General features: G+C 64.5%; 25 protein-coding genes. 4 read left to right on the plus strand and 21 right to left on the minus strand.

The window, feature by feature from the left end:
* On the minus strand, positions 1–216 hold a 216-nt coding region (locus QZ281_RS04890; protein WP_292225382.1), incomplete at its 3' end, for a hypothetical protein.
* 71 nt (positions 217–287) lie between these two features.
* Positions 288–1,292: a DUF4167 domain-containing protein gene (locus QZ281_RS04895; RefSeq protein WP_292225385.1), complete on the minus strand. Its 1,005-nt coding sequence runs from the start codon at positions 1,290–1,292 to the stop codon at positions 288–290.
* 374 nt (positions 1,293–1,666) lie between these two features.
* Here QZ281_RS04895 and QZ281_RS04900 point away from each other — a divergent pair, with 374 nt between their 5' ends.
* Positions 1,667–2,896 (plus strand): NAD-dependent epimerase/dehydratase family protein, encoded by a 1,230-nt coding sequence (locus QZ281_RS04900; RefSeq protein WP_292225388.1) that lies wholly within the window; start codon positions 1,667–1,669, stop codon positions 2,894–2,896.
* 4 nt (positions 2,897–2,900) lie between these two features.
* On the opposite strand, the gene QZ281_RS04905 is transcribed toward QZ281_RS04900, so the two are convergent.
* A complete protein-coding gene (locus QZ281_RS04905; RefSeq protein ID WP_292225391.1) occupies positions 2,901–3,182 on the minus strand; it encodes a protease inhibitor I42 family protein in 282 nt (93 codons plus the stop codon).
* Positions 3,183–3,384: 202 nt separating this feature from the next.
* Here QZ281_RS04905 and QZ281_RS04910 point away from each other — a divergent pair, with 202 nt between their 5' ends.
* The gene (locus QZ281_RS04910) at positions 3,385–4,281 is read left to right on the plus strand and encodes an SDR family NAD(P)-dependent oxidoreductase (RefSeq protein ID WP_292225392.1); all 897 of its coding nucleotides are present in this window, start codon (positions 3,385–3,387) and stop codon (positions 4,279–4,281) included.
* Here QZ281_RS04910 and QZ281_RS04915 read toward each other — a convergent pair.
* The 7 genes from QZ281_RS04915 to QZ281_RS04945 form a co-directional block, all read right to left on the minus strand.
* Positions 4,278–4,889, minus strand: coding sequence for a DUF1134 domain-containing protein (locus tag QZ281_RS04915; protein ID WP_292225395.1), 612 nt, complete (start codon positions 4,887–4,889; stop codon positions 4,278–4,280). The genes QZ281_RS04910 and QZ281_RS04915 overlap by 4 nt on opposite strands.
* Before the next feature lie 126 nt (positions 4,890–5,015).
* The gene (locus tag QZ281_RS04920; protein ID WP_292225398.1) at positions 5,016–5,558 is read right to left on the minus strand and encodes a TIGR00645 family protein; all 543 of its coding nucleotides are present in this window, start codon (positions 5,556–5,558) and stop codon (positions 5,016–5,018) included.
* A 1-nt stretch (position 5,559) separates the two neighbouring features.
* Positions 5,560–7,974, minus strand: a complete 2,415-nt coding sequence (gene pheT, locus QZ281_RS04925) for a phenylalanine--tRNA ligase subunit beta (protein WP_292225400.1) — start codon at positions 7,972–7,974, stop codon at positions 5,560–5,562.
* Between the two features lie 7 nt (positions 7,975–7,981).
* Complete coding sequence (locus tag QZ281_RS04930) at positions 7,982–8,380, minus strand: hypothetical protein (RefSeq protein WP_292225402.1); 399 nt, start codon at positions 8,378–8,380, stop codon at positions 7,982–7,984.
* Positions 8,377–8,784: a hypothetical protein gene (locus QZ281_RS04935; protein WP_292225404.1), complete on the minus strand. Its 408-nt coding sequence runs from the start codon at positions 8,782–8,784 to the stop codon at positions 8,377–8,379. Before QZ281_RS04935 ends, QZ281_RS04930 begins: the two co-directional genes overlap by 4 nt.
* 4 nt (positions 8,785–8,788) lie before the next feature.
* Entirely contained in the window at positions 8,789–9,865 is a 1,077-nt protein-coding gene (pheS, locus tag QZ281_RS04940) for a phenylalanine--tRNA ligase subunit alpha (protein WP_292225405.1), read from the minus strand.
* 141 nt (positions 9,866–10,006) lie between these two features.
* Complete coding sequence (locus QZ281_RS04945) at positions 10,007–10,981, minus strand: polysaccharide deacetylase family protein (RefSeq protein WP_292225406.1); 975 nt, start codon at positions 10,979–10,981, stop codon at positions 10,007–10,009.
* A gap of 166 nt (positions 10,982–11,147) precedes the next feature.
* On the opposite strand from QZ281_RS04945, the gene QZ281_RS04950 reads away from it, so the two are divergent.
* Positions 11,148–12,752, plus strand: coding sequence for an ATP-binding protein (locus tag QZ281_RS04950; RefSeq protein ID WP_292225408.1), 1,605 nt, complete (start codon positions 11,148–11,150; stop codon positions 12,750–12,752).
* Positions 12,753–12,830: 78 nt separating this feature from the next.
* Here QZ281_RS04950 and rplT read toward each other — a convergent pair whose 3' ends face one another.
* From rplT to QZ281_RS04980, 6 genes are all read right to left on the minus strand, one after another.
* The gene (rplT, locus tag QZ281_RS04955) at positions 12,831–13,184 is read right to left on the minus strand and encodes a 50S ribosomal protein L20 (protein WP_292225411.1); all 354 of its coding nucleotides are present in this window, start codon (positions 13,182–13,184) and stop codon (positions 12,831–12,833) included.
* Between the two features lie 54 nt (positions 13,185–13,238).
* Entirely contained in the window at positions 13,239–13,436 is a 198-nt protein-coding gene (gene rpmI, locus QZ281_RS04960; protein WP_201099875.1) for a 50S ribosomal protein L35, read from the minus strand.
* Positions 13,437–13,596: 160 nt separating this feature from the next.
* The gene (locus QZ281_RS04965) at positions 13,597–14,886 is read right to left on the minus strand and encodes an MFS transporter (protein WP_292225413.1); all 1,290 of its coding nucleotides are present in this window, start codon (positions 14,884–14,886) and stop codon (positions 13,597–13,599) included.
* Between the two features lie 56 nt (positions 14,887–14,942).
* Positions 14,943–16,931 carry a S9 family peptidase gene (locus QZ281_RS04970; RefSeq protein ID WP_292225417.1) on the minus strand — a complete coding sequence of 663 codons (1,989 nt, stop codon included), beginning with the start codon at positions 16,929–16,931 and terminating at the stop codon, positions 14,943–14,945.
* Positions 16,932–17,069: 138 nt separating this feature from the next.
* Positions 17,070–17,591, minus strand: a complete 522-nt coding sequence (gene infC, locus QZ281_RS04975; protein WP_201099872.1) for a translation initiation factor IF-3 — start codon at positions 17,589–17,591, stop codon at positions 17,070–17,072.
* A 124-nt stretch (positions 17,592–17,715) separates the two neighbouring features.
* Positions 17,716–18,678, minus strand: a complete 963-nt coding sequence (locus tag QZ281_RS04980) for a glycosyltransferase family 9 protein (protein ID WP_292225420.1) — start codon at positions 18,676–18,678, stop codon at positions 17,716–17,718.
* Between the two features lie 78 nt (positions 18,679–18,756).
* Between QZ281_RS04980 and QZ281_RS04985 the strand changes: the two genes are divergently transcribed.
* Positions 18,757–19,497: an alpha/beta hydrolase gene (locus QZ281_RS04985; RefSeq protein WP_292225423.1), complete on the plus strand. Its 741-nt coding sequence runs from the start codon at positions 18,757–18,759 to the stop codon at positions 19,495–19,497.
* Here the strand turns inward: QZ281_RS04985 and aguB are convergent.
* The 5 genes from aguB to QZ281_RS05010 all read right to left on the minus strand — a co-directional run.
* The gene (gene aguB, locus QZ281_RS04990) at positions 19,494–20,357 is read right to left on the minus strand and encodes an N-carbamoylputrescine amidase (protein WP_292225425.1); all 864 of its coding nucleotides are present in this window, start codon (positions 20,355–20,357) and stop codon (positions 19,494–19,496) included. The two genes, QZ281_RS04985 and aguB, sit on opposite strands and share 4 nt — an antisense overlap.
* A complete protein-coding gene (locus QZ281_RS04995; RefSeq protein ID WP_292225427.1) occupies positions 20,354–21,361 on the minus strand; it encodes an agmatine deiminase family protein in 1,008 nt (335 codons plus the stop codon). The genes aguB and QZ281_RS04995 overlap by 4 nt, the downstream gene beginning before the upstream one ends.
* 160 nt (positions 21,362–21,521) lie before the next feature.
* Positions 21,522–23,987, minus strand: coding sequence for a TonB-dependent receptor (locus tag QZ281_RS05000; RefSeq protein WP_292225430.1), 2,466 nt, complete (start codon positions 23,985–23,987; stop codon positions 21,522–21,524).
* 169 nt (positions 23,988–24,156) lie between these two features.
* Positions 24,157–25,443: a capsular biosynthesis protein gene (locus tag QZ281_RS05005; RefSeq protein WP_292225431.1), complete on the minus strand. Its 1,287-nt coding sequence runs from the start codon at positions 25,441–25,443 to the stop codon at positions 24,157–24,159.
* A gap of 355 nt (positions 25,444–25,798) precedes the next feature.
* Positions 25,799–26,176, minus strand: a 378-nt coding sequence (locus QZ281_RS05010) for an OmpA family protein (protein WP_292225433.1), incomplete at its 5' end; no start/stop codon positions are given.

Raw genomic sequence — 26,176 nt, forward strand, 5'->3', positions numbered from 1 at the left:
GAAGAAATGGCACATCTTTTCAATCGCAATGTCCTGCTGGGCGTCAGCGGCGGCGAGAGCCCGCGTCAGCGCCAGGGTGCGTTCGGCGACGCGGGCTTCCAGGTCTTCGTTGACGCGTCGCAGCTTTTCCGCCGCGCCACGCGCCTTGAGCCAAAGTCGTATTCCAGCCAGCCCACCCGACAGGGCCATGACCAGAATGAGCAGGATGATTTCCATGACGCCCTCCAGACATGCAAACTTTGCATGCCTGGGTTGCCATCAGGTAAATATACTCGTTTTAGTTGCGATCAGTCTTCGCTATCGACGGCGGCCTCGGCCTTGCGGCGAGGGGCGCGACGACGGGGAGCGGCTTCGGCTTCAACCTCGGTCGGCACAGCCGAACGGGTCAGGAAGCCCGGCAGAGCAGCGGGCGCGTCATCGCTCGCTTCGGCGGCGGCCGCAGCGGCCGGGCGACGGCCACGGCGCGGGCGCTCGGCAACCTCAGGCGCCGGAGCAGCCTCAGGCGCCGCCTCCGCAACGATTTCGACCGCAGGGGTCTGAGCCTGTTCGGCGGATTCAGCCGCGATGTCTGCGGACTGGCCTTCAGCCTGGTCTTCGCCCGCACCTTCGCCCTGGCCGTCGAAGCGATTGTTGCGCTCCTGGCGACGGCGCTCCCAGCGCTCGCGGCGGGTTTCGCGGCGTCCGCCGTTCTCGCCCTCGGCGCGCGGCTCACGATCATCGCCGCCTTCACGGGCCTGATCGCGGTCGCCGCTTTGCTGGTCACGGTCACGATCCCGATCGCGGGACTGATACTGATCGCGATCACGGTCGCGGTTCTGATCCCGATTCTGGTCGCGGTCACGCGGTTGATCACGGTCGCGGTCGCGATAGGAATCGCGCGGTTGATCGCGTTGTTCGGCGCGGACGGCGGCTTCCTGAGCGGCGCGGTCCGCGGCCTGCTGGGCGGCCAGGAAGGCGGCGGCCTGTGCGCCGGATTCGTCTTCGAAATCGATGTCGAAGCCCTGGTTCGACAGTTCGCGCGCGGCGATGTCCGAGAAGGACCGCTGCGGCTGAAGCGCGCGCAGGACGCGGTAATAGTGTTCGGCGTGCTGCTGGTAGTTTTCAGCCAGAACCCGGTCGCCGGACGACGAGGCGTCGCGGGCCAGTTGCTGATACCGCTCATAGACGGTCTGGGCGTTGCCCCGGACCTTGATGTTTTCGGGGCCTTGCGAGTCCCACGAACGATTCGGATTGGCGTTGTTGGCGTTATTCGCGCCCGCCTTGTTCCGATTGCGTCCGCGTTGACGCTTCATGCCCTTGAAATCTCTCATGCCCGCTAACCGTGTGCAGGGGCGGAGCCGCGCCAATCTGGCCGAGTCCGTCCGTTTCGTGGTTCCGTTTCGCTCGGGGCCTATCCCCGATTGTCGATCTGTCGGAATGCCTAGTCGCCCGCATGGTGCGCCGGTCCTTTTGGGACAGACCGTCATGGCCGGCTCAAGCCGCGAACAGCCGGGTATGCGCCCGGAAAGCTGCGATTGAGTTGGGAGACAGGAAGTGACTTAACCTGTGCGACCGTCCTTTCCAAGCGGTTTTCGCAAGCCTGTCGCATCACAAGCCAACTGCGGCGCTTTGCCGTGGCCCCCGCCTTGGGCTAGGCAGTCGCTTCAAGAGGTTTACGAGGCTTTTCATGCGCGTTCTGGTTCTGGGCGGCGACGGTTTCTGCGGCTGGCCCACGGCGCTGCATCTGTCGGCCAGCGGGTGGGACGTCACCGTGGTCGACAATCTGAGCCGACGGAACATCGACAACGAACTGGAAATCCAGTCCCTGACCCCGATCCGCACCATGGGTGAGCGGATCAAGGCGTGGAAGGAAATCTCGGGCCGCGAGATACGTTTCGTCAATCTGACCCTGGGCCAAGAGTTCGAACGGCTGGTCGCCCTGATCCGCGATCTGGCGCCCGACAGCGTGGTGCATTTCGCCGAACAGCGCGCCGCCCCCTATTCGATGAAGTCGGCGCGGCACAAGCTCTACACCGTCGACAACAACATCAACGCCACCCACCACCTGCTGGCCGCCATCGTCGAGAGCGGGCTGGACGTGCATCTGGCGCACCTGGGGACCATGGGCGTCTATGGTTACGGCACGGCGGGCCTGCGCATCCCAGAGGGCTATCTGAAGGTCACGGTCGACACCGACAACGGCCCGTCCGAACAGGAAATCCTGTTCCCGCCCAATCCGGGCAGCATCTATCATATGACCAAGACGCAGGACGCCCTGCTGTTCCAGTTCTATGCGCGCAACGATTCCTTGCGGATCACTGACCTGCATCAGGGCATCGTCTGGGGCGCCCAGACCGCCGAGACGCGGCTGGACGAGCGGCTGATCAACCGCTTCGACTATGACGGCGACTACGGCACGGTTCTGAACCGCTTCCTGATGCAGGCGGCTGTCGGCTATCCGCTGACGGTGCATGGCACGGGCGGCCAGACGCGGGCCTTCATCCATATTCAGGACACGGTGCGCTGCGTCGAACTGGCGCTGAAGAACCCGCCCAAGCGCGGCGAGCGGGTCAAGATCCTGAACCAGATGACCGAAAGCCGCCGCGTGCGCGATCTGGCCCGGATGGTCGCGGACATGACCGGCGCCGAAGTCCGCAACCTGCCCAATCCGCGTCAGGAAGCCGATGAGAACGAACTGGTTGTGGCCAACGACCAGTTCCGCAAACTGGGCCTGAAGCCGATCACCCTGGCCGAAGGGCTGATGCAGGATGTGACCGAGATCGCCCGCCGCTATGCCGCCCGGGCCGATCTGTCGCGCGTGCCGTGCGTCTCAGCCTGGAATCAATGCCGGGCCGAGGCGCTGGAGACGCCGACGCAGACCGTTGAACCGTCCCGCCCGGCGCCTCTGAGGGCCTGAAGTCCTATTGCGCGTCGAACACGAAGCTCAGGGTCCGATCTTCGGCCGTGGTTTCGGCCCAGGGACGCTTGTAGACCAGCGTCAGGGATGCAGGCCCCTTGCCGCGCGGCGTGATGCGGATGACCGCCGTTCCGGGCACGCCGACCATAGGGGCGCCAGATGACGGAGCCTGTTCGATCGCGAACGGCTCATCCACACGCAGGTTATGGGTCTCCACGACCTGCCAGCCGTAACCGGTGCTGGGATTGCTCTCCAGCCGCAGGGTCGAGGTCGCGCCCACTGGCATCGTAGCCGGCTTCTTCGGCGGCATGGGCGGCTGCGCCTCCCGAAAGGGCGATAACGACGGCGGCGAGCAGCATTCTGTTGGTCATGATGAACCTGGATATGGCGAAGTGCGTTATCGCCAGCTTAGGATGAAAGGCGCCATCAAGGCCATCAGCCTTTCATCGTTCTACGAAAATCCCCCCGATCACTGCTTGAAGACCATTATGCCTGACGCCTCTCACTCCCCGTCTCTTCTGGTCTATGGCGGCGGCTATGTGGGACGGGCGACGGCGCTGGAGGCGATCCGGCGCGGCGGGCAGGCTGTGGCCACATCCCGCAGCCCCGAACGCCGACAGGCGCTGGAGGCCGAGGGGATCACCGCGATCGACCCGCACGACACACCGGCCCTGAAGGCGGCGCTGGAGGCGGCGACGGCGGTTCTGGTGACGGCGGCGCCCGACGCACAAGGTTGTCCGGGCCTGCGCGCCCTGGCGCCCCTGGCCGGCAACGCCTGGCCCGACTGGATCGGCTATGTCTCCTCGACCTCCGTCTATGGCGACCGTGCGGGCGGCTGGGTGTTCGAGAACGGCCCGCTGAACGCCGCCACTCTGGAAGGCGCGCGCCGTGTGCGGGTTGAACAGGACTGGTTGGATGGGGCGCGGGGCATGGGCCTGACCGTGCAGTTGTTCCGGCTGCCCGGTTTCTATGGCCCCGGCCGCAATGTGACCCAGCGGCTGCGCGACGGCACGGCCCGACTGGTGAAGAAGCCCGGCCAGATCTTCAACCGCATCCACATCGACGACATTGTCGCGGGCCTGTTCGCCTCGATGGAACGGCCCCGGCCCGGCGCAGTCTATAATCTGACGGACGACGAGCCCGCGCCCGCGGATGCGGTGATGCAGTGGGCCGCCGCGCGGATGGGCCTGCCGCGCCCGCCAGAGGTTGATCTGGACGACCCGGCGGTCACCGACGCCATGCGGCGCTTCTATCTGGATTCAAAACGCGTCTCGAACACCCGCGCCAAGGCGGAACTGGGCTGGCGTCCGAAATATCCGACCTATCGCGAGGGGCTGGCCGCCCTGCTGGACGCCCCTCCCCCGCTTCGGGTCGCTGCCGCTTAAAGCGGCAGCAGGTTGCGCTGGCGGCTGTAGCTCATGGTGCCGACATTGGCGCCCAGACGCAGGCCGACGCCGGTGCGGATGGGGGCCAGGACGATGCCGTCGGCCTTCTGGTAGTTCACGCCCAGACCAGCGACCAGATAGGCGGTGCCTTCCACGCCGGGATAGCGGCGATAGATCATGTCCGGGTGATAGAGGCCGTAAACCAGGGTGAAGACGCGGCTGGCGTTGCCGCCCCAGTCCCAGCCCACCGACGCGCCTTGCCAGAAGACTTCCTGCGAGGCCGACAGGTCCTTCATGTGCAGGGCGCCGCGGCCATAACGGGCGCCGACGACGAACGAGCCGGAGCCTTCTTCACCCGCGATATAGGCCGTCGGACGGTCGCCCTGATCGGCGAAGACGCGCTCAATCGCGCCGCCGACGATTTCCGCTGCGATGCCCAGTTCGCGCGAACCGGCCGAGACCAGTTCATCGAAGCTGTAGGAGGACGCGCGCTGGTCGGAGGCGATCGGATAGTTGGGATCGCGCGCCGGCGTGGAGGCGCAGGCGCCCAAGGACGAGGCGCCAGCGGCGGTGGCGATGCCCGAAAGGATCAGTTGGCGACGATGCATGAGGGGCGCTCCGAATAGACGCGAGAGAGGGCGCCCGACAGAACGCGGGCCTGATGCGACCCTCCTCGACCTTTACGGCAGCCTTGCGGCTTCAAGGTTAACCGGACCTTACGGCGGCCCCGAAACTCAGTGTTTGTCGGTCTTTGACGCCAACCAGTCCATCAGGGCCAGCAGGACGCCCGACACCACGAAGGTCAGGTGGATGATGACGCCCCACAGGGCCTCGGTCGTATTCAGCTCGTAGCCGGTCTTGCCGATGTTCATGAAGGTCTTGAGCAACTGGATGCCCGAGATCGCCACGATGGAGGCGATCAGCTTCATCTTCAGGCCCGAGAAGTCGACCGTGCCCATCCACGGCGGACGGTCCGTCTCGCCGTCCAGATCCAGCTTGGAGACGAAATTCTCATAGCCCGAGAACATGACGATCAGCAGCAGATTGCCCGCCAGCGACAGGTCCACCAGCGTCAGAACCGCCAGGATGGCGTCGTTGGACGACAACTCATGGCTCAGGCTCAGGGCCTTGGGCACATAATAGATCAGGTCCTTGACGAAGACCGCCAGCAGCATGACCAGCGCCAGCACCAGACCCGCATAGAAGGGGGCCATCAGCCAGCGCGAACGGAAGAGCAGCCGCTCGAAAGCGGTCTCGATACGCGGTTTCACGCTCATGTCAGGCCCGCAGCTTCCCGCCCTGTTTCTCGACTGCCGCCACGACCTTGGCCGTCAGGGCCTCGATCTCGGCTTCGGCCAGAGTGGCCTCGCGCGGCTGGATCACGACTTCCAGCGCGACCGACTTGAAGCCGTCGTCCACGCCCTTGCCGCGATAGATGTCGAACACCCGAACATCAACGATCAGGGCCTTGTCGGCGCCAGACGCCGCACGCACCAGATCACCGACCGGCTTGGCGTCCTCGACCACGAAGGCGAAGTCGCGGGTCAGGGGCATCAGGCTGCTGAGGTCGGCGGAGCCGCGCCCCTTGCCCGATTTGCCACGCGGTTCCGGCACGCTGTCCAGCACGATCTCAAAGGCCAGCATCGGGCCATCGGCGTCCAGCGCCTTCAGGATGCGCGGGTGCAGTTCGCCGAACTCGACCATCACATTCTTGGGGCCCAGTTGCAGGCGGGCCGAACGGCCGGGGTGCCACCAGTCGCGGTTCTGGCCCTGCGCCAGCTGCAACGAGGCGACCGGCGCGCCGATCTCCTCCAGCACGGCGATCAGGTCACCCTTCAGCGCAAACAGAGGCTCTTCGCCCGCACCGCCCCAGTGCCGGGCGGCGTGCGGGGCGACCAGACCAGCGATGACCGTGCGCTGATCCTTGGGACCATCGCCCAGATAGATCGGGCCGATCTCGAACAGGGCCGCATCGGCGAAACCGCGCGCGGCGTTGCGGGCGGCGGCCTGGATCAGGTTCGGCAGGGCCGAAGGGCGCATGCAGTCCAGATCGGCGGCGATGGGATTTTCCAGCACCAGACGATCATCGCCGCCGCCGAACAGGGCGGCCGTCGATTGCTTGGTGAAGGACCAGGTGACGGCCTCGGCATAACCCAGCGACGCCAGGGCGCGGCGGGCAGTACGTACGCGCGCCTGACGCGGGTTCAGCACTCCGCCAGCGGGCGCCGGAACGGGCGGCAGGGCCACGTCGGGCAGATTGTCGAAGCCTTCGATCCGGGCGACTTCCTCGACCAGATCGGCGCGGCCTTCGACGTCGCGACGCCACGACGGCGGGGTGACGGTCCACGGCTCGACCTGGCCTTCGCCGCCAGCGGTGACCAGGAAGCCGAGTTGCCCCAGGATGGTGCCGATACGGTCATCCGCCAGATCCATGCCCGTCAGGCGCTTCACATAGGCCGGATCAAAGGCGAAGGGTTCCGGGTTCGCAGGCGGCTCGCCCACGAAGACGATTTCTGACGGCTCGCCGCCGCACAGATCCAGGATCAGGCGGGTGGCCAGTTCCAGACCCGGCGTGACCGAGACGGGATCAACGCCACGCGCGAAACGGTACTGGGCGTCGGAATGGATGCCCAGCATCCGGCCCGTCTGGGCCGTGACGATGGGATCGAACCAGGCGCTTTCCAGGAAGACGTCGGTGGTGTCGTCATCGCAGCCGGTCGTTTCGCCGCCCATGACGCCGCCCAGACCGATGGCGCGCGCGCCGCCAGCATCCGCAACGACGCAGACCGACGGATCAGCCGCATAGGTCTTGCCGTCCAGGGCGACCAGATGTTCGGCCTCGTCCGCTGCACGACCGGCGCGCACGACAATCTCGGCGCCGTCCAGCTTGGCCACATCATAGACGTGCAGGGGCCGCGCGCGGTCGTAGGCGATCAGGTTGGTGACATCGACCAGACGGTTGATGGAGCGCAGGCCGATGGCGGTCAGGCGCTTCTGCAGCCATGCCGGCGACGGGCCGTTCTTGACGCCCCGGATCACGCGACCGGCGAAGACCGGGCACATTTCGGTCGCTTCCAGCCGCACCGAGATCGGTGACGGGAAGGCGCCCCGCACCACGGCGATGTCGAAATGCTTCAGCTTGCCCACGCTGGCGGCGGCCAGATCGCGGGCGATCCCGGCGACCCCCAGCCAGTCGGGACGGTTCGGCGTGACCTCGAAATCGATGACGGGTTCAGCGCCGAACAGGCCCGCGACCGGGGTGCCGACCGGAATCTCAGGCGGCAGTTCCTGAATGCCGTCGCTTTCGTCAGCCAACTCCAGTTCGGAGGCCGAGCACAGCATGCCGTTCGACACCACGCCGCGCACCGGCTTCTCGACCAGGGTCACGCCCAGACCCGGCACATAGGCGCCGATAGGGGCATAGATGGTGGTCAGGCTCGCACGCGCGTTCGGAGCGCCGCAGACGATCTCCTTCAGCCCATCGACCGTCTCGACCTGACAGACCTGCAGCCGGTCGGCGTTGGGGTGACGCTCGGCCGAAATGATCTTGGCCACGGTGAAGGGCGCCAGCTTGGCGGCGGGATCGAGAACCTCCTCGACCTCCAGCCCGGCCATGGTCATGGCCTCGGCGATCTGATGAACATCCGCCTCGGTCTCGAGGTGGTCCTTCAGCCAGGACAGGGTGAATTTCATAATCGTCTCAGGCTTTAGGCTTGTCGGTCAGGGCGCTGACCTGTTCGATGAACTCATCCGTGCCGGTGAAGCCGACGCCGTAGAATTCACAACCGATGAAATCGCAGTCGCGCATCGGGATGGTCCCGATGGCCTTGTCGCCAACAGGTTGCAGCAGCAGGTTTTTGATGTCGCCGCGGCTGTCGCCAAAATTGGTGTCGGTGAAGGTCACGCCGCTGGAGGCCAGCACGATGGCCGGTCCCTGGAAACGGCACCCGGTGAAGGTGCGCCCCTGTATCAGCCCCGCGCCCTGTGCAGACGCCGCCGCATAGAGTTCGTACAGGATGATGTCGACGTTCTCGAACCTTGCAGCGTTCAGGTCGGGCGCATCGGCCAGCGGCCGATTGATCGGCAGGATGGATTTCATGCCGACGGGCCCTGCTGACCCGCACGCGCCAGTTCCTCGGCAAACCCCGTCAGGAACTCCGGCGCGCCGGTCATGCCGACGAAGAAGAAGGAGCATCGACGGAAAATGCAGTCCTTAAAGGCGATGGCGCCAACCACTTTCTGCGCGCCCATCGGCGTCAGGAACATATTGCGGGGATCCCCCCCGGCGTTGCCCATATCGCAACCGTTGAACTCACACCCGCCGATAGGCAGGATCACGGCAGGTCCCTCCAACTGACAGTCGATGAAGGTTTTGCCTTCAATCACGGTCTTGCCCGCGTTCATCGTCTCCGCGATCAGCAAAGGCAGCCAGATCTGCGCCTTCTCGTACACGGGCCCAGCGCCGATACGCGGAAAGGTAAGGCCGTCTTGAATATCAGTCATGGGATCAGCTCAGTCCGCTTGCAGGGTTGGGCGCGGCGAACGCCGAGAAGCCGTAGTGCGACAGCCAGCGGGTGTCGGCGTCGAACATGGGGCGCAGGTCGGGCACGCCGTACTTCAGCATGGCCAGACGATCCACGCCCATGCCGAAGGCGAAGCCCTGGTATTCGTCAGGGTCGATGCCGCAGTTGCGCAGCACATTGGGATGCACCATTCCGCAGCCCAGAATCTCCAGCCAGTCGTCGCCGGTGTTGAACACCAGCTTGCCGCCTGAACGGTCGCAGCGGATGTCCATTTCCGCCGAGGGCTCGGTGAAGGGGAAGTGGTGCGGGCGGAAACGGGCCTGAACCTCATCAAGTTCAAAGAAGCGGGCGATGAAGGTCTGAAGCGTGGTCTTCAGGTGGCCCATGTTGATGTCGCGGTCGATCACCAGACCTTCGATCTGGTGGAACATCGGCGTGTGGGTGGCGTCCGAATCCTTACGGAAGGTGCGGCCCGGCGCGATGATGCGGATCGGCGGCTTCTGCGACATCATGGTGCGGACCTGCACCGGGCTGGTGTGGGTCCGCAGCACCTTGCGCTCGCCCGTTTCCGGGTCGGGCTTCAGGAAGAAGGTGTCGTGCATCTCCCGCGCCGGGTGTTTCGGCGGGAAGTTCAGGGCGGTGAAGTTGTGGAAGTCGTCCTCGATGTCCGGGCCTTCCGCGACGGCGAAGCCCATCTCGGCGAAGACGGCGATCATTTCGTCCATCACCTGCATGGTGGGGTGGACGCCGCCCTTGCGGCGCGGGCGCGCAGGCAGGGTCAGGTCGACACGTTCGGCCAGCAGCCGGGCGTCCAGCTCGGCAGCCTCCAGCTCAGCCTTCTTGGCGGCGATGGCCGACGAAACGCGGTCGCGCAGGCCGTTGATGATCGGCCCCTGTTCGCGACGTTCGTCAGGGCTCAGCGCGCCCATGCCCTTCAGCAGGCCGGAGACGGAGCCGGACTTGCCCAGGGCCGCGACCCGCACCTCTTCGAGGGCGGCGACGCTTTCAGCCGAGCCGATGGCGTTGATCAGTTCGAGTTCGAGTGTGGCGAGATCGGTCATTTGGGCCGTGCATTAGAGCATGATCGGTTCAGACGGAACCGCTTCACGGCGCCGACAGAGGTCTGAATCATGCACTCAACGAAAAACAGGGCCTGATTCACGGCCCGGACATGGGCGATTTCGTCACCAGACCGGGGCGTTTCAAGAGGTTGCGGCGTTGCGTTGGACGTCTTCCGCCGTGCCTTCATAGGCCGCCTTGATCCAGGCCGGCGGTTCCGGCTCCCAGCGGATGGGCCGCCCATCCGTCTGCGTCCAGCGATGCAGCCACGAAACGCCATTGGCCCGCACATAGGCGTCTGCATGGTCATAGACCGGGTCGGCCAGCGCCTCTTCCAGCGGTACAAACCCATAGCCGCGCGCCAGATAGTGGGCATGAATCTGCGGATACCAGGCCTGATTCAGACTGTTGGCGTGCAACAGCAACACCTGCGCCGGTTCACGCCCGCCGGTGATCTCAGCGCTGTAGGGCTCGAAAAAATCCAGCACGGCGGCCATGTGCGCCACATAGGCCTCGCCGATCCGTTGCATCAGGGCGGCGTCATTGACCGCCTCGGCCTTGCGATAGACGTCGGCGAACATCCAGTCGTTGTTGTCGATGGTGACCGGCGCGATCGTATAGCCGCGCTGGGCCAGACCGGCGGCGATGGCGTCGTGCTTCTCCGCAGTTTCGCCGGTGAACAGATAGGGATGGCGGAACCAGTGCAGCCACCCGCCCCGCGCCTCCAGCACCGCACGCGTGGTCGGCGCGCCCGCATCCACATCGGCCAGATAGGCCTCTGCCGTCGTGCGATGGATGTTGATGTGGTTGGCGGTGTGGTTGCCCAGATCAAGCCCCGCATCCAGCCACAGGTTCAACGCGGCAGGCAGGGTCGAGGCTCGGGTCGACTCACAGATCTTGCCCTCATTGACGAAGGCGACGCCGCGCGTGTCGAGCGGCCTGAGCATGTCGACAAAATTCTGCGTCAGTTCCAGCAGATAGGCCGGGTCGCACATGGCGTCCTCATCGGCCTGGAACGGCAGATCATCGAAGGTGACGGCGACGCGACGCTCCTGCGCCGCGACGGGCAGCGACAGGATGAGACTGGCGGCAAGACCGCAGATCAGGGCGCGCATCATGACGCCAGCCTAGCCGCCAAGCGCAACCGTGAATACCGCACCGCTTCAACAGATGTTCAGTCCGCCAACGGAACAACTGTCAAGAACACGCCTTGAAAGGTTCATAAACGGCAAAGCTTGCGTTAAATTTCAAGCGCTAAGCCCCTTTTACAGCAGGAGGGGCAGTATGCCGCTGATCGGTGATTTCGTGGACATGATCGCCCCGGTGGCCCCGTCCACGTCGGGCGCCGAGGTCTTCGAACGTTTTCAGACCGAGCCCAACACCCTGGCCCTGGCCGTGGTGGACGACAGCGGCCGTCCGCTGGGCGTCATCGAACGCAACGCCTTCACCCTGCGCATGGCGGCCGAGTTCGGACGCGCGCTTTACGCCCGCAAGCCGGCCGAAAGCCTGATGGACCGCAATGCGCCGGTCGCCGAAGCCGCCACCAGCGCCGAGGTCTTTTTCCAGGCCTATGACGCCGCCGAACTGGGCGCCCTGCTGGGCGGATTCATCGTGGTGTCGCAGGGACGCTATGTCGGGGTCGGCACGGCGCTTCAGGTCGTGCAGGCTGGAGCCGCGCTGCACCGCCAGCGCGCCGAGGCGATGAGCGATCTGGCCCGCGATCTGGCCATAGCCGAGGCCGAGGCCGTCGCCTCCAGCCGCGCCAAGTCCGAGTTTCTGGCCGTCATGAGCCACGAAATCCGCACGCCCCTGAACGGCGTGCTGGGCATTGCCGCTCTGATGGAGAAGAAGCTCGAACAGGAGGAGATGCGCCCCTATGTCCGCACCATCGTCGATTCCGGCCAGAGCCTGCTGCGGCTGCTGACCGACGCGCTGGACATGTCACGGGCCTCGGCGGGGATGCTGACGCTGGACGAAGCCCCGGTGGACCTGAGCGCCCTGGCCCAGGACATCGACGCCCTGTGGCGCGCCCGGGCCGAAGAGAAGGCGCTGGACCTGCGGGTCCATATCGACCTGTCCGCCCCCTGGGTTCAGGCGGATGCTATGCGGTTGAAGCAATTGCTGAACAACCTGATCGGCAATGCGCTGAAGTTCACCCTGACCGGCGGCGTCGTCGCCCTGATCGAAAGCCGTCTGGAAGACGGGACGACGCAGGTCGTCTTCACCGTCGACGACAGCGGCCCCGGCGTGCCGCAGGCGGCTGCGGCAGACATCTTCGAACCCTTCAACACCGGCGAGGCGGGAAGGCAGGGCGCGGGCGCAGGCCTGGGTCTGGCCATCTGCCGCCAGATCGCCGAGCGGATCGGCGGGACCATCAGCCTGTCCGCCTCGCCTCAGGGCGGAGCGCGGTTCCAGGTGCGCCTGCCGCTGCAGGCCGCTGAGCCCGCCGTTGCCCAGGCTGTCGAACCGACCGCCCCGACGCCGCACGATTCGCTGCATGTGCTGGTGGTGGACGATAATCCCACCAACCGTTTCGTCGCCGCCAAACTGCTGGAGATGTTCGGCTGCACCTCCGAAATGGCCGCCAATGGCGCCGAGGCTGTGGACGCGGTCCAGAGCCAGGTCTTCGATCTGGTCCTGATGGACATCAAGATGCCCGTGATGGACGGGGTGGCCGCCACCCGCATCATCCGCACCCTGCCCGGCCCGGCCGCGCGCCTGCCGATCCTGGCCTTGACGGCCAATGCCGACGAGCGGGACGAAGTGGACTACATCGCCGCAGGCATGAACGGCGTGGCGCAAAAACCGATCCAGCCGGACGCCCTGTTGAACGCCATTCGTCTGGTGCTGGCGCAGGTTCAGTCGGATGGAGTTTCACAGGCGGCCTGACCAACACAGCCCCTGAAACGAAGAACGCCCGCCCCGGAGACCGGAGCGGGCGTTGATCTTTGTCGTTACGACTTTGGCTTAGGCCAGAGCAGCGCGGACCTTGTCGGCGACGGCCTTGAAGCCGGTCGCGTCAGCAGCGATCGAGGCCAGAACCTTGCGGTCCAGTTCGATGCCAGCCTTGTTCAGGCCGTTGATGAACTGGCTGTAGGTGAAGCCTTCGATGCGGGCTGCAGCGTTGATGCGTTGGATCCACAGGGCGCGGAAGTTGCGCTTCTTGTTGCGACGGTCGCGGTAGGCGTATTGCCCGGCGCGGTCGACGGCGGCCTTGGCCGTACGGATCGTATTCTTGCGGCGGCCGGAGAAGCCCTTGGCCTGCTCCAGAACCTTCTTGTGCTTGGCGTGCGAGGTTACGCCACGTTTTACGCGAGCCATATCGCTATTCCTTCAAATTCTTTGGGTTGAGATCAGTCGTACAGCGCGCGCCGATCAGGCGTACGGCATGTAGGATTTGATCTTCTTGGCGTCGGCGTCGGACATGACGGCCGTGCCACGGTTCTGGCGGATGTACTTGGAGTTGTGGCTGATCAAGCGGTGACGCTTGCCCGCAACGCCGGCCTTCACCTTGCCAGAAGCGGTGAATTTGAAGCGCTTTTTGGCGCCCGACTTCGTCTTCAGTTTCGGCATTTCAGTCTCCTTTTTGGAAGGACGCCGTCCTTGGGCTGCGAGAGCCGTTCGGGGGTGGCCTTCCAGAGTTTAAGAACTGCCCAGGCATGCCTGTTCGCCCGGCAGTTCGGTACGCGAAGGCGCGGCTTCTACGCCAAGCCTGCGCCGATGGCAAGAAGAGTCACACGACCGCCTCAGCCGCCGCCTTCTGGCGTCGGATCACCCGCCCGGCGTTGATCGCCATCACCGCCGCCGGAATGGTCAAAAGCGCCCCGATCAGGAAGGGCCAGTCATGCCCCAGGCCCGAGAACAGCGCGCCCGCAATCATCGGCCCGAAGATGCGCGCCACCGAGCTTGAGGCCATGTTCAGGCCCAGCATGGCCCCTTGCCGGTCAGGCGGCGAGGCGCGGCTGATCATGGCCGAGATATTGGGCATGGCCAGCGACATGCCGCAGGCGCCAAAGGCCATGACGATCGGAATGACCCAGCCCTGAACGATCGGGACCGACAGCGCGCCCAGCTCCAGCCGGGTCGCCGGGAACCAGGACACGGGTGAAATCACCTGAAGCACCAGGGACGCCCCGAACAGCAGCATCCCGACCGCCAGCACGCGCGATTCGCCGAACCGCCGCGCCAGCTTTCCGGCGAAGAAGCCCTGGTTCAGCGTCGAGACGATGCCCACGATCATGAAGCTGAGCCCCACCTCACGCGCGCCCCAGGCGTAGCGCTGCTCGGCCCACAGGCCGAATACGCTCTCCATCGCCGAGAAGCCCGCCATATAGATCAGGGTCACGACCAGCACGCGCGATACGACCGCGTTGTCACGGGCGAACTTCAGGCCGGACAGGAAGGCCGGGCGCGGCGCGGCGGGGTCCGCCTTGGCGCGGCTTTCACGCAGGAAGACCACCACCCCGATGGCGGACAGGGCCGCCAGGGCCGCCGCGACAAAAATCGGCAGCTGATAGCCGATATGACCCAGCTGCGGCTGGGTCAGTATGCCGCCCAGCCCCGGTCCGACGATGAAGCCCAGACCGAAGGCCGCGCCGATCAGCCCCATCCTGCCCGCGCGTTTTTCGGGCGGTGTCACATCGGCGATATAGCCCTGAACCGTCGAGATGTTGCCCGCGCCCAGCCCCGTGAACAGGCGCACAGCAATGGCCAGCCAGATGTTGGGCACAAAGGCCAGCATCAGATAGCCCACCGCATTGGCGATCAGGGTCACCAGCAGAACCGGCTTGCGTCCGATCCGATCCGACAACCGCCCCCAGAAGGGCTCGGCGAAGAACTGCCCCAGCGAATAGGCCGAAAACATCAGGGTGATCTGCCAGGCCTCGGCCTTCAGGCTCTGCGCAAAGAAGGGCAGCAGCGGCACCACCAGTCCGAATCCGACCAGATTGATGAACACCACCGAGAACATGACGGCCAGTGCAGCCCCGCCTGCGGCGGGCGGGGTTTTGGAAGACGGGATCATGCCCCCGCCTTAGCCCGACGGCGCCCGGTGGAGAAGCACGAACGGGTTACGCCCGCCTAATGAACCGGATTGTTCACCTCCAGGAACCGCACGGTCTCGGCCAGCATCTTCTGGCGGGTCTCGGCGCGCGACAGCCAGTGATCCTCACCCGACAGCTCAATCAGCTCGGTCGACTTCCCCGCCCGTCGCATGGCGTCCGCCATGAACCGGCTCTGTTCAATGGGCACCACGGTGTCGTCGCGCCCGTGGATCAACAGCAGCGGACTGTCGACGCCTGCGGCCAGATGAGCCGGCGATAGGGCGTCCAGCCCCCGGTCGTTCAACTTTTCCACCCCCATGAACCGGTTCCAGTAACGGACGGTCTGGCTGTCTGAGCGGCTCTCCTGTCGGGCGCTCCAGTTGACGAAGCGGCGCAGGTCAGAGACCCCGGCGACGGCGACGGCGCAACGATAGACGCCCCGGTCGATGGTCACCCCGGCCATGGCGGCATAACCGCCGTAACTGGCCCCGACGATGCAGACCCGGATGGGATCGATCACGCCCTGTTCCGCCAGCCAGCGCACACCGTCCGACAGGTCGGTCTGCATTTTGCGCCCCCACTCGCCATACCCCGCCTCCATGAAGTCGAGGCCATAGCCGGTCGAGCCCCTGAAGTTCGGCTGCAGCACCGCATAGCCGCGCGACGCCAGCGCCTGCGCCCACCAGTCAAAGCCGATGGTGTCCTGGGCCGCTGGACCACCGTGAGGCAGTACGACAAGCGGCAGGCCCTTCGGCTCGGTGACGCCTGGCGGCAGGGTCAGATAGCCGGGAATTTCAACACCATCCGCCGCCTCGTACTCAATGAAACGGATCGCCCCGACCTGATCATCGGGAATGGCGGGATAGGCTTCCGCCAGGATGTCGGCCTTGCCGCGCTGGAAGTCGACGATCTGATAAAGGCCCGACTCGCCGACATCGGTGAAGATGATCACCTGATCCATGTCATCGTTCCACGACACCAGCTTGGGCCGCTTGCCTGTAAAGGCACGCTCGATGGAGGCCCAGCGCTGCGCCGATACGGGTTCGATAAACTCATAATGCACGCCGTCGCCCTCAACCCATCCCGCCCCGATCAGCAGGCGGGTCACGGGGTGACGGATCATAAAATCAGGATGGGTGTCGAAGGGCAGACGGCTCCATTCGCCCGTATCCACATTCACCTCGAACAGGGTGTAGCCATCCTCCGACGCGCCGGCCGCCCCGGCCAGGTCAGGGCGCATGGCCGAGATGACGATGGTGCGCGGGCTTCGCCCCATGCCCATCAGATCAGGCGTGTCGATCGGCGTATCCACGCTCCAGTCCTCGCGGAAACTGGAACGGTTTGCGCGCGGCAGCATCAGCGTCCAACGCCCCCGCCGTTCGACATATTTGCCCATGGCGATCACCTGACCGCCGCCATCCAGCACATGGTCCTTGATCTCATAGTTCATCGAAGCGACGGAGCGGCCGCGCCCGGTCGTCAGATCAATACGGTACAGATCGCTGCTGGATTCCCAGCCCACGGCGACACCACGGACATAGAGCGCCGCCTCCTGATCCAATCGACGCACCATGGCGGGACCATAGAGGACCGAAATCACATTCTCCGTCCGGTCCAGCACCTGGACCATCTTGCGTTTCTCCAGGTCCACGATCAGGCCGAAATAAAGCTCGGTGCGCGGTATCCCGATCAGGGGAATGCCGCGCGTCTGGGACGTGACGACCAGGATCCTCTTCTCGCCGATCCAGGTCAGATCGCGCACCTTGGCGTCTCCGATGCGGGCTCGGAACAGGGTTTCCCCAGTGTTGAAATCACTGACCAGAACGGCCCGCTCCTCACCGACGACAGTGATCCGCGCGATCCGTCCGCCGCTGGGCGACAGTTCGATGTTCTCGATGAAGGGCGCCGCCCCATAGGCGCTGAGCGGCGGCGTCTGGGACGCTGTCTGGGCCTGAGCGCCTGCGGTCGTCGCGCTCAAGACAATGACGACCGCCATCGCAGCGGCATTCACCCATGACCTGAACATTCAGACGCTCCCCTGATCCCCGGCGTCCATTCAGACGATCAGATCACAGGTTGCAAGACACACTCACCGCAAGAGGCAAAGAAAAACCCCCGACCGTCTCCGGGCGGGGGTTCTCAAATCAGCGATAGAATGCGGCTGTCAGCGCGGCGCCAGGATCATGATCATCTGGCGGCCTTCCATCTTGGGCGCGAACTCGACCTTGGCGATTTCGTCAAAGTCGGCCTGCACCTTGTGCAGCAGCTTCATGCCCAGTTCCGGGTGCGCCATTTCACGACCGCGGAAGCGCAGGGTGACCTTCACCTTGTCGCCCTCGTCGAAGAAGCGGTGCATGGCCTTGGCCTTCACCTCATAGTCGTGGGTGTCGATGTTCGGACGGAGCTTGATTTCCTTCAGCTCGACGACCTTCTGGCGCTTGCGCTGTTCGGCCTTCTTCTTCTGCTCCTGGAAACGGTGCTTGCCGTAATCGAGGATCTTGGCCACCGGCGGCTCGGAGGTGGAGACGATCTCGACCAGGTCCATCCCGGCTTCCTCAGCAGCTTCAAGCGCGGCGGAGGTGGGCATGACGCCTTGTTTTTCGCCGTTCTGGTCGATGAGCAGAACGCGAGGGGCACGGATATCCTGGTTCATACGCGGCCCGTCTTTCACGGGTGGCGCTTGCATGGGACGGCGAATGGGCGTCGTTTCCTTATGTGGTCAGAAGAAGCGTGTTTTGCGATACGCGGAAAGGCACGGCTGCCGCCACGTTTCCCACAGGCCCGCAATATGCGCCCGGAGACCCGGTTTTTCAAGGCTTGGCGGGCGTCTCGGCGATATAGGCGTCATGCAGGGCCAGCACAGCCTCGAACACATGATCGACCGTCAGATCCTCGATGGGCGCGAACTGGCCGCGCGTCTCGTTCGAGGCCGCCGTGCGCGTCTTTGGCCCCCACGGCCCGTACAGCCACCATTCCGTCGGGCCAAACAGGCCCAAGGTCGGACGCCCCAGGGCCGCCGAGACGTGCATCAGGCCGCTGTCATTGCCGACGAACAGATCGGCCCGGTCGATGGCGGCGGCGGAGGCCAGAATGTCGCCCTTGCCCACAAAGTCGACGCCACGCGGCCCGGCAGCCTCAAGCGCAGGCGTAGCGGGCGGACGGTCGCCTGGCCCGCCGACCGGCATGAAACGCCAGCCATCGAAACGCGGCTCGGCCTTCAGCTTCTCGACCAGAGCGCCCCAGCGGTCAGCGGGCCAGCTCTTGCCCGGCTGATGCGCGATGGGGGCCAGGGCGATGATCGGGCCGGTACCGGCGCCCCCAGCCAGTTGCGGATCAATGACGGCGGCGGCCTCGGCGCGGGCCTGATCATCAAGGAAGATTTCCGGATCCAGCGGCGTCTGCGACCCCATCAGGCGCGACACCATCTCGACCTTGCGCAGGCCCGTTTCCCATCTGCGATTATAGACGACACGGCGCTTGGCCGGGATCAGGTACGACAGGGCCGATCCGCGAATATCGATCACCAGATCCCAGCGCGTCGAACGCACCTGTCCCCACAGATCGAACCAGTGGCCGGACAGTTTCTTCTTGTCGAGGATGATGGTGCGCGCCACGCCCGGCGCATCGCGGAAGAAGGGTGCGGGCGGCCGTCCGCAGGCGACGGTGATCTCGGCTCCCGGAACCTGCCGCGTGATCTCGCGGATCACCCCGGACGAGATGACGCAATCGCCGATGCGGTTGGAGGTGACGAACAGAACCTGGGGTGCGGACATGGCCCTCTAGTTCCGCGTCATCGCCGCAGGGTCAAGCCCGAGGATGACGAACGCCTTCGGACAGGGCAGAACGACGCCATGAGCGACACCCACACCCTGCCCCGCCCCGACGGCGAAACCCTGGCCTTCAAACGCGTCGAAGGCGACGGCCCCACCGTGATCTGGGTCGGCGGCTTCCGCTCCGACATGGAGGGGACCAAGGCGCTGGCGCTGGATGCGGCGGCGCGCGAACGCGGCTGGAACTATGTGCGCTACGACCATTTCGCCCACGGCCAGTCCTCGGGCGACTGGCGACAGGCCACCATCGGCCGCTGGCGTGAAGACGCCATCGCCCTGATCGACAGCCTGTCCGGGCCGATGATCCCCGTCGGCTCATCGATGGGCGGCTGGGTGTCGCTGCTGGCGACGCTGGCGCGGCCTGAACGGATCAAGGGTCTGGCGCTGGTCAATCCGGCCCAGGACTTCACAGAGCGGCTGATGTGGCCCGGTCTGGCCGACCACGAACGTCAGGCCATCCTGCGCGAAGGCGAGACCCTGATCGTCGAGGAAGGTCTAGGTGAATATGTCCTGACCCGCCGCATGTTCGAGGAAGCGCGCGACTGGCTGCTGCTGGACGGCGTGATCGACATCACCGCGCCGGTTCATATCCTGCAGGGCCGCGCCGACGACGTGGTGCCGTGGCGGCATCAAGCCGAACTGATCGAGCGCCTGAACGGCGGCGACGTGCGGCTGGACCTGATCGAAGGCGGCGACCACCGCCTGTCCAGCCCAGCCGATCTGGAGCGGCTGGTTGCGGCGGTGGAGGCGTTGCGGGCTTAACGCCCGCCCGTCAGAGGCCCATACAGATCCGTGCGGCGGTCACGGAAGAAGCCCCACGCCGCGCGGTACTTGTCCAGTACGTCCAGATCGAAGCTGTGAACCAGCACGCCCTCTTCATCCGCCCCAAGGGTTTCGACCAGCGCGCCCTGCTGATCGGCGATGAAGGAATGGCCGTAGAAGGTCTGGCCCGGCTGGGTCACCGCCTCATGGCCGATGCGGTTGGCGCCGACGACCGGCACGGCGTTCGACACGGCATGACCCTGCATGGCGCGACGCCACGGCTCGGCAGTGTGCAGGCTGTCGTCATGCGGCTCGGTGCCGATGGCGGTCGGATACATCAGGATGTCGGCGCCCTGCAGCATCATCGCCCGCGCCGCTTCCGGGAACCACTGGTCCCAGCAGATGCCGACCCCGACCTTGCCGAAGCGCGTGGTCCAGGTCTTGAATCCGGTGTCGCCGGGGCGGAAATAATACTTCTCCTGATAGCCGGGGCCGTCAGGGATATGGCTCTTGCGATAGACGCCCAGCGCCTCGCCATCCGCGTCCAGCATGACGATGGAGTTGTAATACTGCGGCCCGTCCTTCTCGAAGATCGACACCGGAATGGCGACGCCCAGCTCTTTGGCCACCGGCGACAGGGCCGTCACGCACGGATGCTCGCGCCATTCATAGGCGTGGGCGAACCAGTGCTCTTCCTGCGACACGCAGAAATACGACCCCTGAAACAACTCTGACGGCAGGATCACCTGCGCGCCTCTGCCAGCCGCTTCACGGATGAAGCCGATGGTCTTGTCGATATTGGCCTGCAGGTCGTCCCCGTAAGAGGTCTGGATGCCGGCGACGGTGATGGTGCGGGTCATGCAGGCTCCTGCTGGGAAATGCAGTGGAAGGAGCCGCCGCCGGTCAAGATGGCGTTCGACGGCAGCGGGATGATCTCACGGTCCGGGAAGGCGTCCGCCAGAGCATCGCAGGCGAAGCGCGCCGCCTGATCGTCGCCATAGGTCGGCACGATCACCGCGCCGTTGGCGATCAGGAAGTTCATGTGGCTGGCGGGAACCGGGCGCTCGTCTTCGTCCAGCACCAGACCGGGCGAAGGAATGCGCACCACCTTCAGCTTGCGGCCGCTTGCGTCCGTCACCGCCGACAGATCGCGCGCCGTGGCGTCATAGACCTCGGCGTTCGGATCCTTCTGACCCCAGGCGATCGGACAGGCGGCGACGCCCGGCGCAACGAAACGCGCCAGATTGTCGACGTGACCATCGGTGTGGTCGTTCAGCAGACCGTCGCCCAGCCACACCACAACCTTGGCGCCCACCGCCTGCTCCAGCGCAGCCGCCGCCACGGCCTCGTCCTGGTTCCAGCCCGGATTGCGGTTCGGGTTCAGCACGCACTGACGCGTGGTCAGAACCGTGCCCTCCCCGTCATGATCCAGCGAGCCGCCTTCCAGCACAAAATCGTTCCAGGTCAGGGGCACCCCCGAGTGTTCGCCGATCTGGCCCGCGACCTCGTCGTCGCCCGCCATGTCGTACTTGCCGCCCCAGCCGTTGACCTTGAAGGCCGCCGCCGTCTTGGAGCCAGCACCAAAGATCGGGCCGGTGTCGCGCAGCCAGATGTCGCCGAAACGCCCCGGCACGACCTCGACATTGGCGACGCCCGCAAAACGCGCCCGAGCGCCCGACAACGCCTCTTGGCTGCCGACCATCAGCTTGACCTGTTCACGCCCCGGCCCGGCCAGCGCCAGCACCAGGCTCTCGACCTCGTCCCGGGCCTGCTCCAGATGCTCGAACCAGTATTCGGCATGGGTCGGCCAACCCACCCACATGGCGCGGTGCGGAGCCCATTCGGCGGGGATGGGAGCGGTCATCGGCGAACTGATCCTGTCACTAATCCGGCGGGATATCCGGGGACGAAACGCGAGCCGCGCCATATGGCCCCAAGCGCCCCCGACTTCAACGCCCGAACCCCCAAAGAAAAAGGGCGGCCCGTCACCGGACCGCCCTTCGTCGTCTTAGGCTGCTACGCGATTAGAAGGCGTAGGTGACCGTCGCCTGGATGGTGCGCGGGGGACCACGGTAGGCATAGGTGGCCTTGGTGGCATCCGTCGCACCCGAGATCGAACCCAGGTACTTCTCGTCGAACAGGTTGACGACGCGCAGCGCCAGGTTCGAGTTCTTGTAGCCGAAGTAGCCCAGGTCGAACTTGGCGTCAGCGTTAACAACCGTATAGGCATCTGTGTACAGGTCGTTGACGTCGGTCACCCAACGCTCGCCAGTGTACTTGACCTGAGCGCCCAGTTGCAGCGGGCCGGTTTCGTACTGGACGCGTCCGCCGAAGGTCCAGTCCGGCGTCTCGGTCAGCGACTTGCCGCCCGTTTTGACCAGATTGGTGCCGTCAAGATAGTCGTTAGCGATTTCCGAGTCCGTGTACGACGCCGTAGCGTACAGCGACAGGCCTTCCATCGGCGACCAGCCGACTTGCGAGTCGAAGCCGTACAGCTTCACGTCACCAACGTTCGAGTCGAACGATACGCCCAGATCCTGATCGTAGCGCGACACGATGCGGTTCTTGAACTCAGTGTACCAGACGTTGGCCGATGCGATCAGGGCACCCGTTTGGTAGCGGTAGCCCAGGTCATAGGTGGTGGTCTTTTCCGGCGCGGTGATCGGCGAAGTGATTTGACCCTTGGCGTCGAAGAAGACGGTATACAGGTTGTCGGTGCGCGGCAGGGTCAGCGACTGAGCGAACGACGCATAGACCGAGTGAGGGCCGCTGAAGTTCCAGTTGACGTTCACGTTGGGCAGAACGTCGTCGAACTTCACTTCACGCGAATACGGCGCAATATAGCTTTGCGTGCGAGTGCCCACCTTATAGGTGCCGTCCGGTTGCTTAACCGCTGTTTCGGTTGTGCAGATAACCGAGCTGCTCTTGGACTGCGAATAGCAGTTCTGGTTCATCTCGCGCTTGAAGTACGGCACGCGCAGGCCGACGTTGACGCGCAGCGCATCATCCAGGAAACGACCGGCATATTCGACCGCGAACTGGTTCAGAGTGGCGTAGGACAGACGGTCGCGCGCGCGCAGCTCGTAACCGTCCAGATTGACGATGCGGTGGTCCTTGTCACGCAGACCAGCGAAGGCGTCGAAGAAGCGCGGATCCGTCGGGTTAGAGAAATCGATCTTGCCGTACATGCCGGTCTGGCGGTGACGGGCGTCGTCCAGGGTGTAGGCGGCGCGCAGCGTCTGCGTGTCCGACAGTTTCCAGATCAGCGACGAGCTGATGCCGTAGCGCTGGGTGTGGGTGTTGTTGGTCGAGTGAATCCGGACGCTGTCCAGCGTATCGCCGTCACCGTTCAGATCCACGCCGCCCGTGGTCTTGGAGCCGCGGATCAGACGATCAGTTTCCGACAGGACGAACTGGCCCGAGCCGCCCGTGGCCAGCGTGTACTGGAACGACGGATCGAAGGTGAAGATCAGGTTGTCGCGCAGGGTGAAACGCGACTGGGCGCGAATGTTGCCGGTGTCGGACGGGTTCTGACGCAGAGCCCAGTAACGGTTGGAGTTGTTATCGCACTGCGAGCCCGCAATCGGGTTCTTGTTCGCGTCAAAGCACGGAGTCGGTAGGCTATAGGTCGTGTCGAAGTCGCTATTCCAGGTCACGCCATTGGCTAGGCTGGCCGAACCATCAGCGTTGCGCTGCAGTTGCAGGTCCGCATAGTTGTTGTTGCGGTTGCGGTTCCAGTGGCCGGCTAGCGAGACAAAGTCGCCATTTCCACGGATCGGCTGGTAGATTTTGAAGTTGTACTGGGTCTTGTTCAGGTCGCCCAGACCCTTGTACTTGTCGTACGACTGGTCCGAAAAGGCCAGCCAGGCGCGCGTGCCGAACGGGCCGACTTCACCCGTGTTCAATTGAGCGAAGACACGACGGAAATCGCTGTCTCCCAGCGAGGCCTTGATGCGGCCGCCGAACTCGGTCGGAACAGCGATCGAAGACATGTTGATAGTGCCGCCCGAAGCCGAGGCCGTCGGGGAATCGACATCGGTCGTGCCGGTGTTGACCGAAGCCGAGCCGATCAGTTCGCTGTCCAGCTGCTGGTTCGAATACAGCGAATAGTTGCCCGAGTCGTTCAGCGGCATGCCGTCGAAGGTCTGCGAGATGCGAGGGCCGTCAAAACCATGCAGGCGAATGTTGCCGCCCGACGAACCATAGGCGTCATTGTTCGTGAAGCTCATGCCCGGGACCAGGTTCAGAACTTCGTTGATCGTCTGACCAGCGGCTTGGGTTTCGATGAACTCCTGCGTGATCGTCGAACGCGACTTGCCGACGCTTTCAGCGACGATGGCGCCGTCGATGTTGCGCGGACCGCGCTGGCCCGTGACGACGACGTCTTCGACCGACTGAGTAGCGGTCGATTGCGCGGAGGCGGCGCCAGCGGCGGCGAGCGAACCCACCAGCGCCGTGGTCGCCCAGAACAGGCGTTTACGGTTAAACATGCATCTATCCCCAGATGAGGCTGCTAAGGCCAAAGGCGACAGACAACGTCGTCTGTCGAAATCGAACCTCCCTCTAGGGCGGATGTTAAAACGCTGGGCGACAGTTATGTGACAGAACTATGACGGCGACCAAAGGTGGCGCAAAGGCCACACCAAGCGTGCTGGACTGTCACTTCTCGGAAACGCGCTCGAACACGTCCGCGACCCCTCTAGCCGTCAGATCGATGGCGCGGGGCTCGTGGTAATTGCCGTTCACCTGGCTCTGACTGATCACATAGGCGCGGAAGCGTGTGAACAGTTCAGCATCAGGAGCCTCAGGCTCCACCCAGAAATCATCGAGCGACTTCTGGTCGGTCAGGCCTGCGAAATCAAAGAAGACGTCGCCCAGCACCTTGACCGGCGTCTGGAACCCTAAGGCCGACAGCGCGGCGCTGGAATTATTGACCACCATGCCTCGAGAGTTACGGCACAGCTGGGCGAGATTTCCGCCATCGATGAAGTCCACCCGGCCGCCAAGACCGCGCTCATCGGCCAGCTTCATGGTCACGGCGCGCAGATCGATGAGCCCAGGATCCAACGGGTGATTCTTCACCACCAGCCGGTCCCCGGCATCGGCTCGCCGCGCGAAACTGGTCAACACCGCAGCGAGGAAGGCCGTATTGTCGGCATAGCGCGAGTACCGCAGCAACTGCGCGTCACCCTCGCGTTGAAGACAGGCGAGGAAGAAGGGGCCGCAGGAGGCGATCCGATCCGCGTCGCAGTTTTCAGGCTTATGGAAGGCCAAGCCGACATAGCGCCGGATATGTCCGAGCGACTGACGCAGCGGGGACACAGTATAGTGCACGTCATGCTTGGGGAACAGGAGCCCGCCCAGCCACTGAACCGTGTGATACAGGCTAATGTTGACGACGTGATACGGCAGGATCTTGCCGACATGTCGCACTGACGGCGTTTCAGGCGCGGGTTCTGGATAGGCGTCGCGAAAACGCGGCAAGGCGCTGGAGGCGTTTACGCCATTGCGCTCAACCGTAATCCAGTCAGGCCGGAAATAGCCGTTCTCGAGCACCCAGACACGTGGCTTGAGCGTTTCGGCCGCCGACAGGACAGCCCTGTTGTAAGAGCCGCCTTCGCCGAAAACGATGACATCCGTAAAGGATTCCAGCCGCTCATGGATTTCACGCGCCCACACATCCGGCGCTGAACGAAAGACAACACCTCCGCTGCGCGCCCAGTTCAGCGCGTCGCCAGCGTTGAAGATCATCCGGCTGACCTCGGCGCCACGCGCCTCAAGCACCCCGGCCAAGGCGCGGCCGAAACCGCCGAAAGGCGCAGTGACGATCAGAAAGCGTCTTCCATGAAGCCCGGACTGACGTTTGGGAAAAACAGGCTGCAGAACCACCGAAGCCTGCTGGTCCGCGTTAGAACGGACTAGCGGCGTCGCTTTCGGGGCGCGCATAGCCACATCGGATCTAAGGCGATATCGGCGTCGCCGACGCCCAGAAATCAAGCGTGAAGATGAGCGAAGATCAGCCAAGACGGTTTCTGCTAACCTTGATCACGAAACAGACCATTCGCCAGACGGGAAGAAGTGGAGCGCCCGGCGCATTCCCGCGGCGTTGTGACCCGCTGCGGCTGTATTATCAACTACAAATGTCTGATTTTGCGCAACAACGGACAAGAAAATCAATCCATAGTTGTCAACACTTGTAACCGATTTCTCTCGCCGAAGCGGAGATTCGATCCTTTGTACGACGGGCTTCGAAGCCCGGTTGGGGCTCGCTGCAGCTTTCGCTGAGCGAGCCCTTTCCGACTTAGAAGTTGATGTCGACGGTGGCGCGACGGTTGAGCGGTTCACGCACGCCGTCAGCCGTGGCCTTGGCCAGGTTGGTTTCACCCTTGCCGTCGAGGGCGATGACGCCGCCGTTGACGCCTTGAGCAACCAGAGCGTCAGCGACGGTGCGCGAACGACGGTTGGACAGGCCCAGGTTATAGGCAGCCGAACCCGAGGTGTCGGTGTAGCCGACAATCAGCACGCGCGTCGGAGCACCCGACTTGGCGTAGTTGGCGGCTTGCGTCACGACCGAGCGGGCTTCAGCCGTCAGGTCCGAGCGATCCCAGTCGAAGTAGACCACGAACTGACGTGCGGCCGGCTTCTGAACGACCGGGGGAGGCGGCGGAGGCGGAGCCTC

The sequence above is a fragment of the Brevundimonas sp. genome (assembly GCF_018608325.1).
Taxonomy (GTDB): Bacteria; Pseudomonadota; Alphaproteobacteria; order Caulobacterales; family Caulobacteraceae; genus Brevundimonas.

Coding starts and splice junctions, on each gene's coding strand:
- QZ281_RS04915 (WP_292225395.1), bottom strand. CDS start 4,889: ATGCATCGTCGCCAACTGATCCTTTCGGGCATCGCCACCGCCGCTGGC.
- QZ281_RS04985 (WP_292225423.1), top strand. CDS start 18,757: ATGAGCGACACCCACACCCTGCCCCGCCCCGACGGCGAAACCCTGGCC.
- QZ281_RS04965 (WP_292225413.1), bottom strand. CDS start 14,886: ATGATCCCGTCTTCCAAAACCCCGCCCGCCGCAGGCGGGGCTGCACTG.
- pheT (WP_292225400.1), bottom strand. CDS start 7,974: ATGAAATTCACCCTGTCCTGGCTGAAGGACCACCTCGAGACCGAGGCG.
- QZ281_RS05000 (WP_292225430.1), bottom strand. CDS start 23,987: ATGTTTAACCGTAAACGCCTGTTCTGGGCGACCACGGCGCTGGTGGGT.
- QZ281_RS04930 (WP_292225402.1), bottom strand. CDS start 8,380: ATGAAATCCATCCTGCCGATCAATCGGCCGCTGGCCGATGCGCCCGAC.
- QZ281_RS04905 (WP_292225391.1), bottom strand. CDS start 3,182: ATGCCAGTGGGCGCGACCTCGACCCTGCGGCTGGAGAGCAATCCCAGC.
- rpmI (WP_201099875.1), bottom strand. CDS start 13,436: ATGCCGAAACTGAAGACGAAGTCGGGCGCCAAAAAGCGCTTCAAATTC.
- infC (WP_201099872.1), bottom strand. CDS start 17,591: ATGCAAGCGCCACCCGTGAAAGACGGGCCGCGTATGAACCAGGATATC.
- QZ281_RS04995 (WP_292225427.1), bottom strand. CDS start 21,361: ATGACCGCTCCCATCCCCGCCGAATGGGCTCCGCACCGCGCCATGTGG.
- QZ281_RS04980 (WP_292225420.1), bottom strand. CDS start 18,678: ATGTCCGCACCCCAGGTTCTGTTCGTCACCTCCAACCGCATCGGCGAT.
- QZ281_RS04970 (WP_292225417.1), bottom strand. CDS start 16,931: ATGTTCAGGTCATGGGTGAATGCCGCTGCGATGGCGGTCGTCATTGTC.
- QZ281_RS04935 (WP_292225404.1), bottom strand. CDS start 8,784: ATGACTGATATTCAAGACGGCCTTACCTTTCCGCGTATCGGCGCTGGG.
- rplT (WP_292225411.1), bottom strand. CDS start 13,184: ATGGCTCGCGTAAAACGTGGCGTAACCTCGCACGCCAAGCACAAGAAG.
- QZ281_RS04945 (WP_292225406.1), bottom strand. CDS start 10,981: ATGATGCGCGCCCTGATCTGCGGTCTTGCCGCCAGTCTCATCCTGTCG.
- aguB (WP_292225425.1), bottom strand. CDS start 20,357: ATGACCCGCACCATCACCGTCGCCGGCATCCAGACCTCTTACGGGGAC.
- QZ281_RS04920 (WP_292225398.1), bottom strand. CDS start 5,558: ATGAGCGTGAAACCGCGTATCGAGACCGCTTTCGAGCGGCTGCTCTTC.
- QZ281_RS04950 (WP_292225408.1), top strand. CDS start 11,148: ATGCCGCTGATCGGTGATTTCGTGGACATGATCGCCCCGGTGGCCCCG.
- QZ281_RS05005 (WP_292225431.1), bottom strand. CDS start 25,443: ATGCGCGCCCCGAAAGCGACGCCGCTAGTCCGTTCTAACGCGGACCAG.
- pheS (WP_292225405.1), bottom strand. CDS start 9,865: ATGACCGATCTCGCCACACTCGAACTCGAACTGATCAACGCCATCGGC.
- QZ281_RS04900 (WP_292225388.1), top strand. CDS start 1,667: ATGCGCGTTCTGGTTCTGGGCGGCGACGGTTTCTGCGGCTGGCCCACG.
- QZ281_RS04895 (WP_292225385.1), bottom strand. CDS start 1,292: ATGAAGCGTCAACGCGGACGCAATCGGAACAAGGCGGGCGCGAATAAC.
- QZ281_RS04910 (WP_292225392.1), top strand. CDS start 3,385: ATGCCTGACGCCTCTCACTCCCCGTCTCTTCTGGTCTATGGCGGCGGC.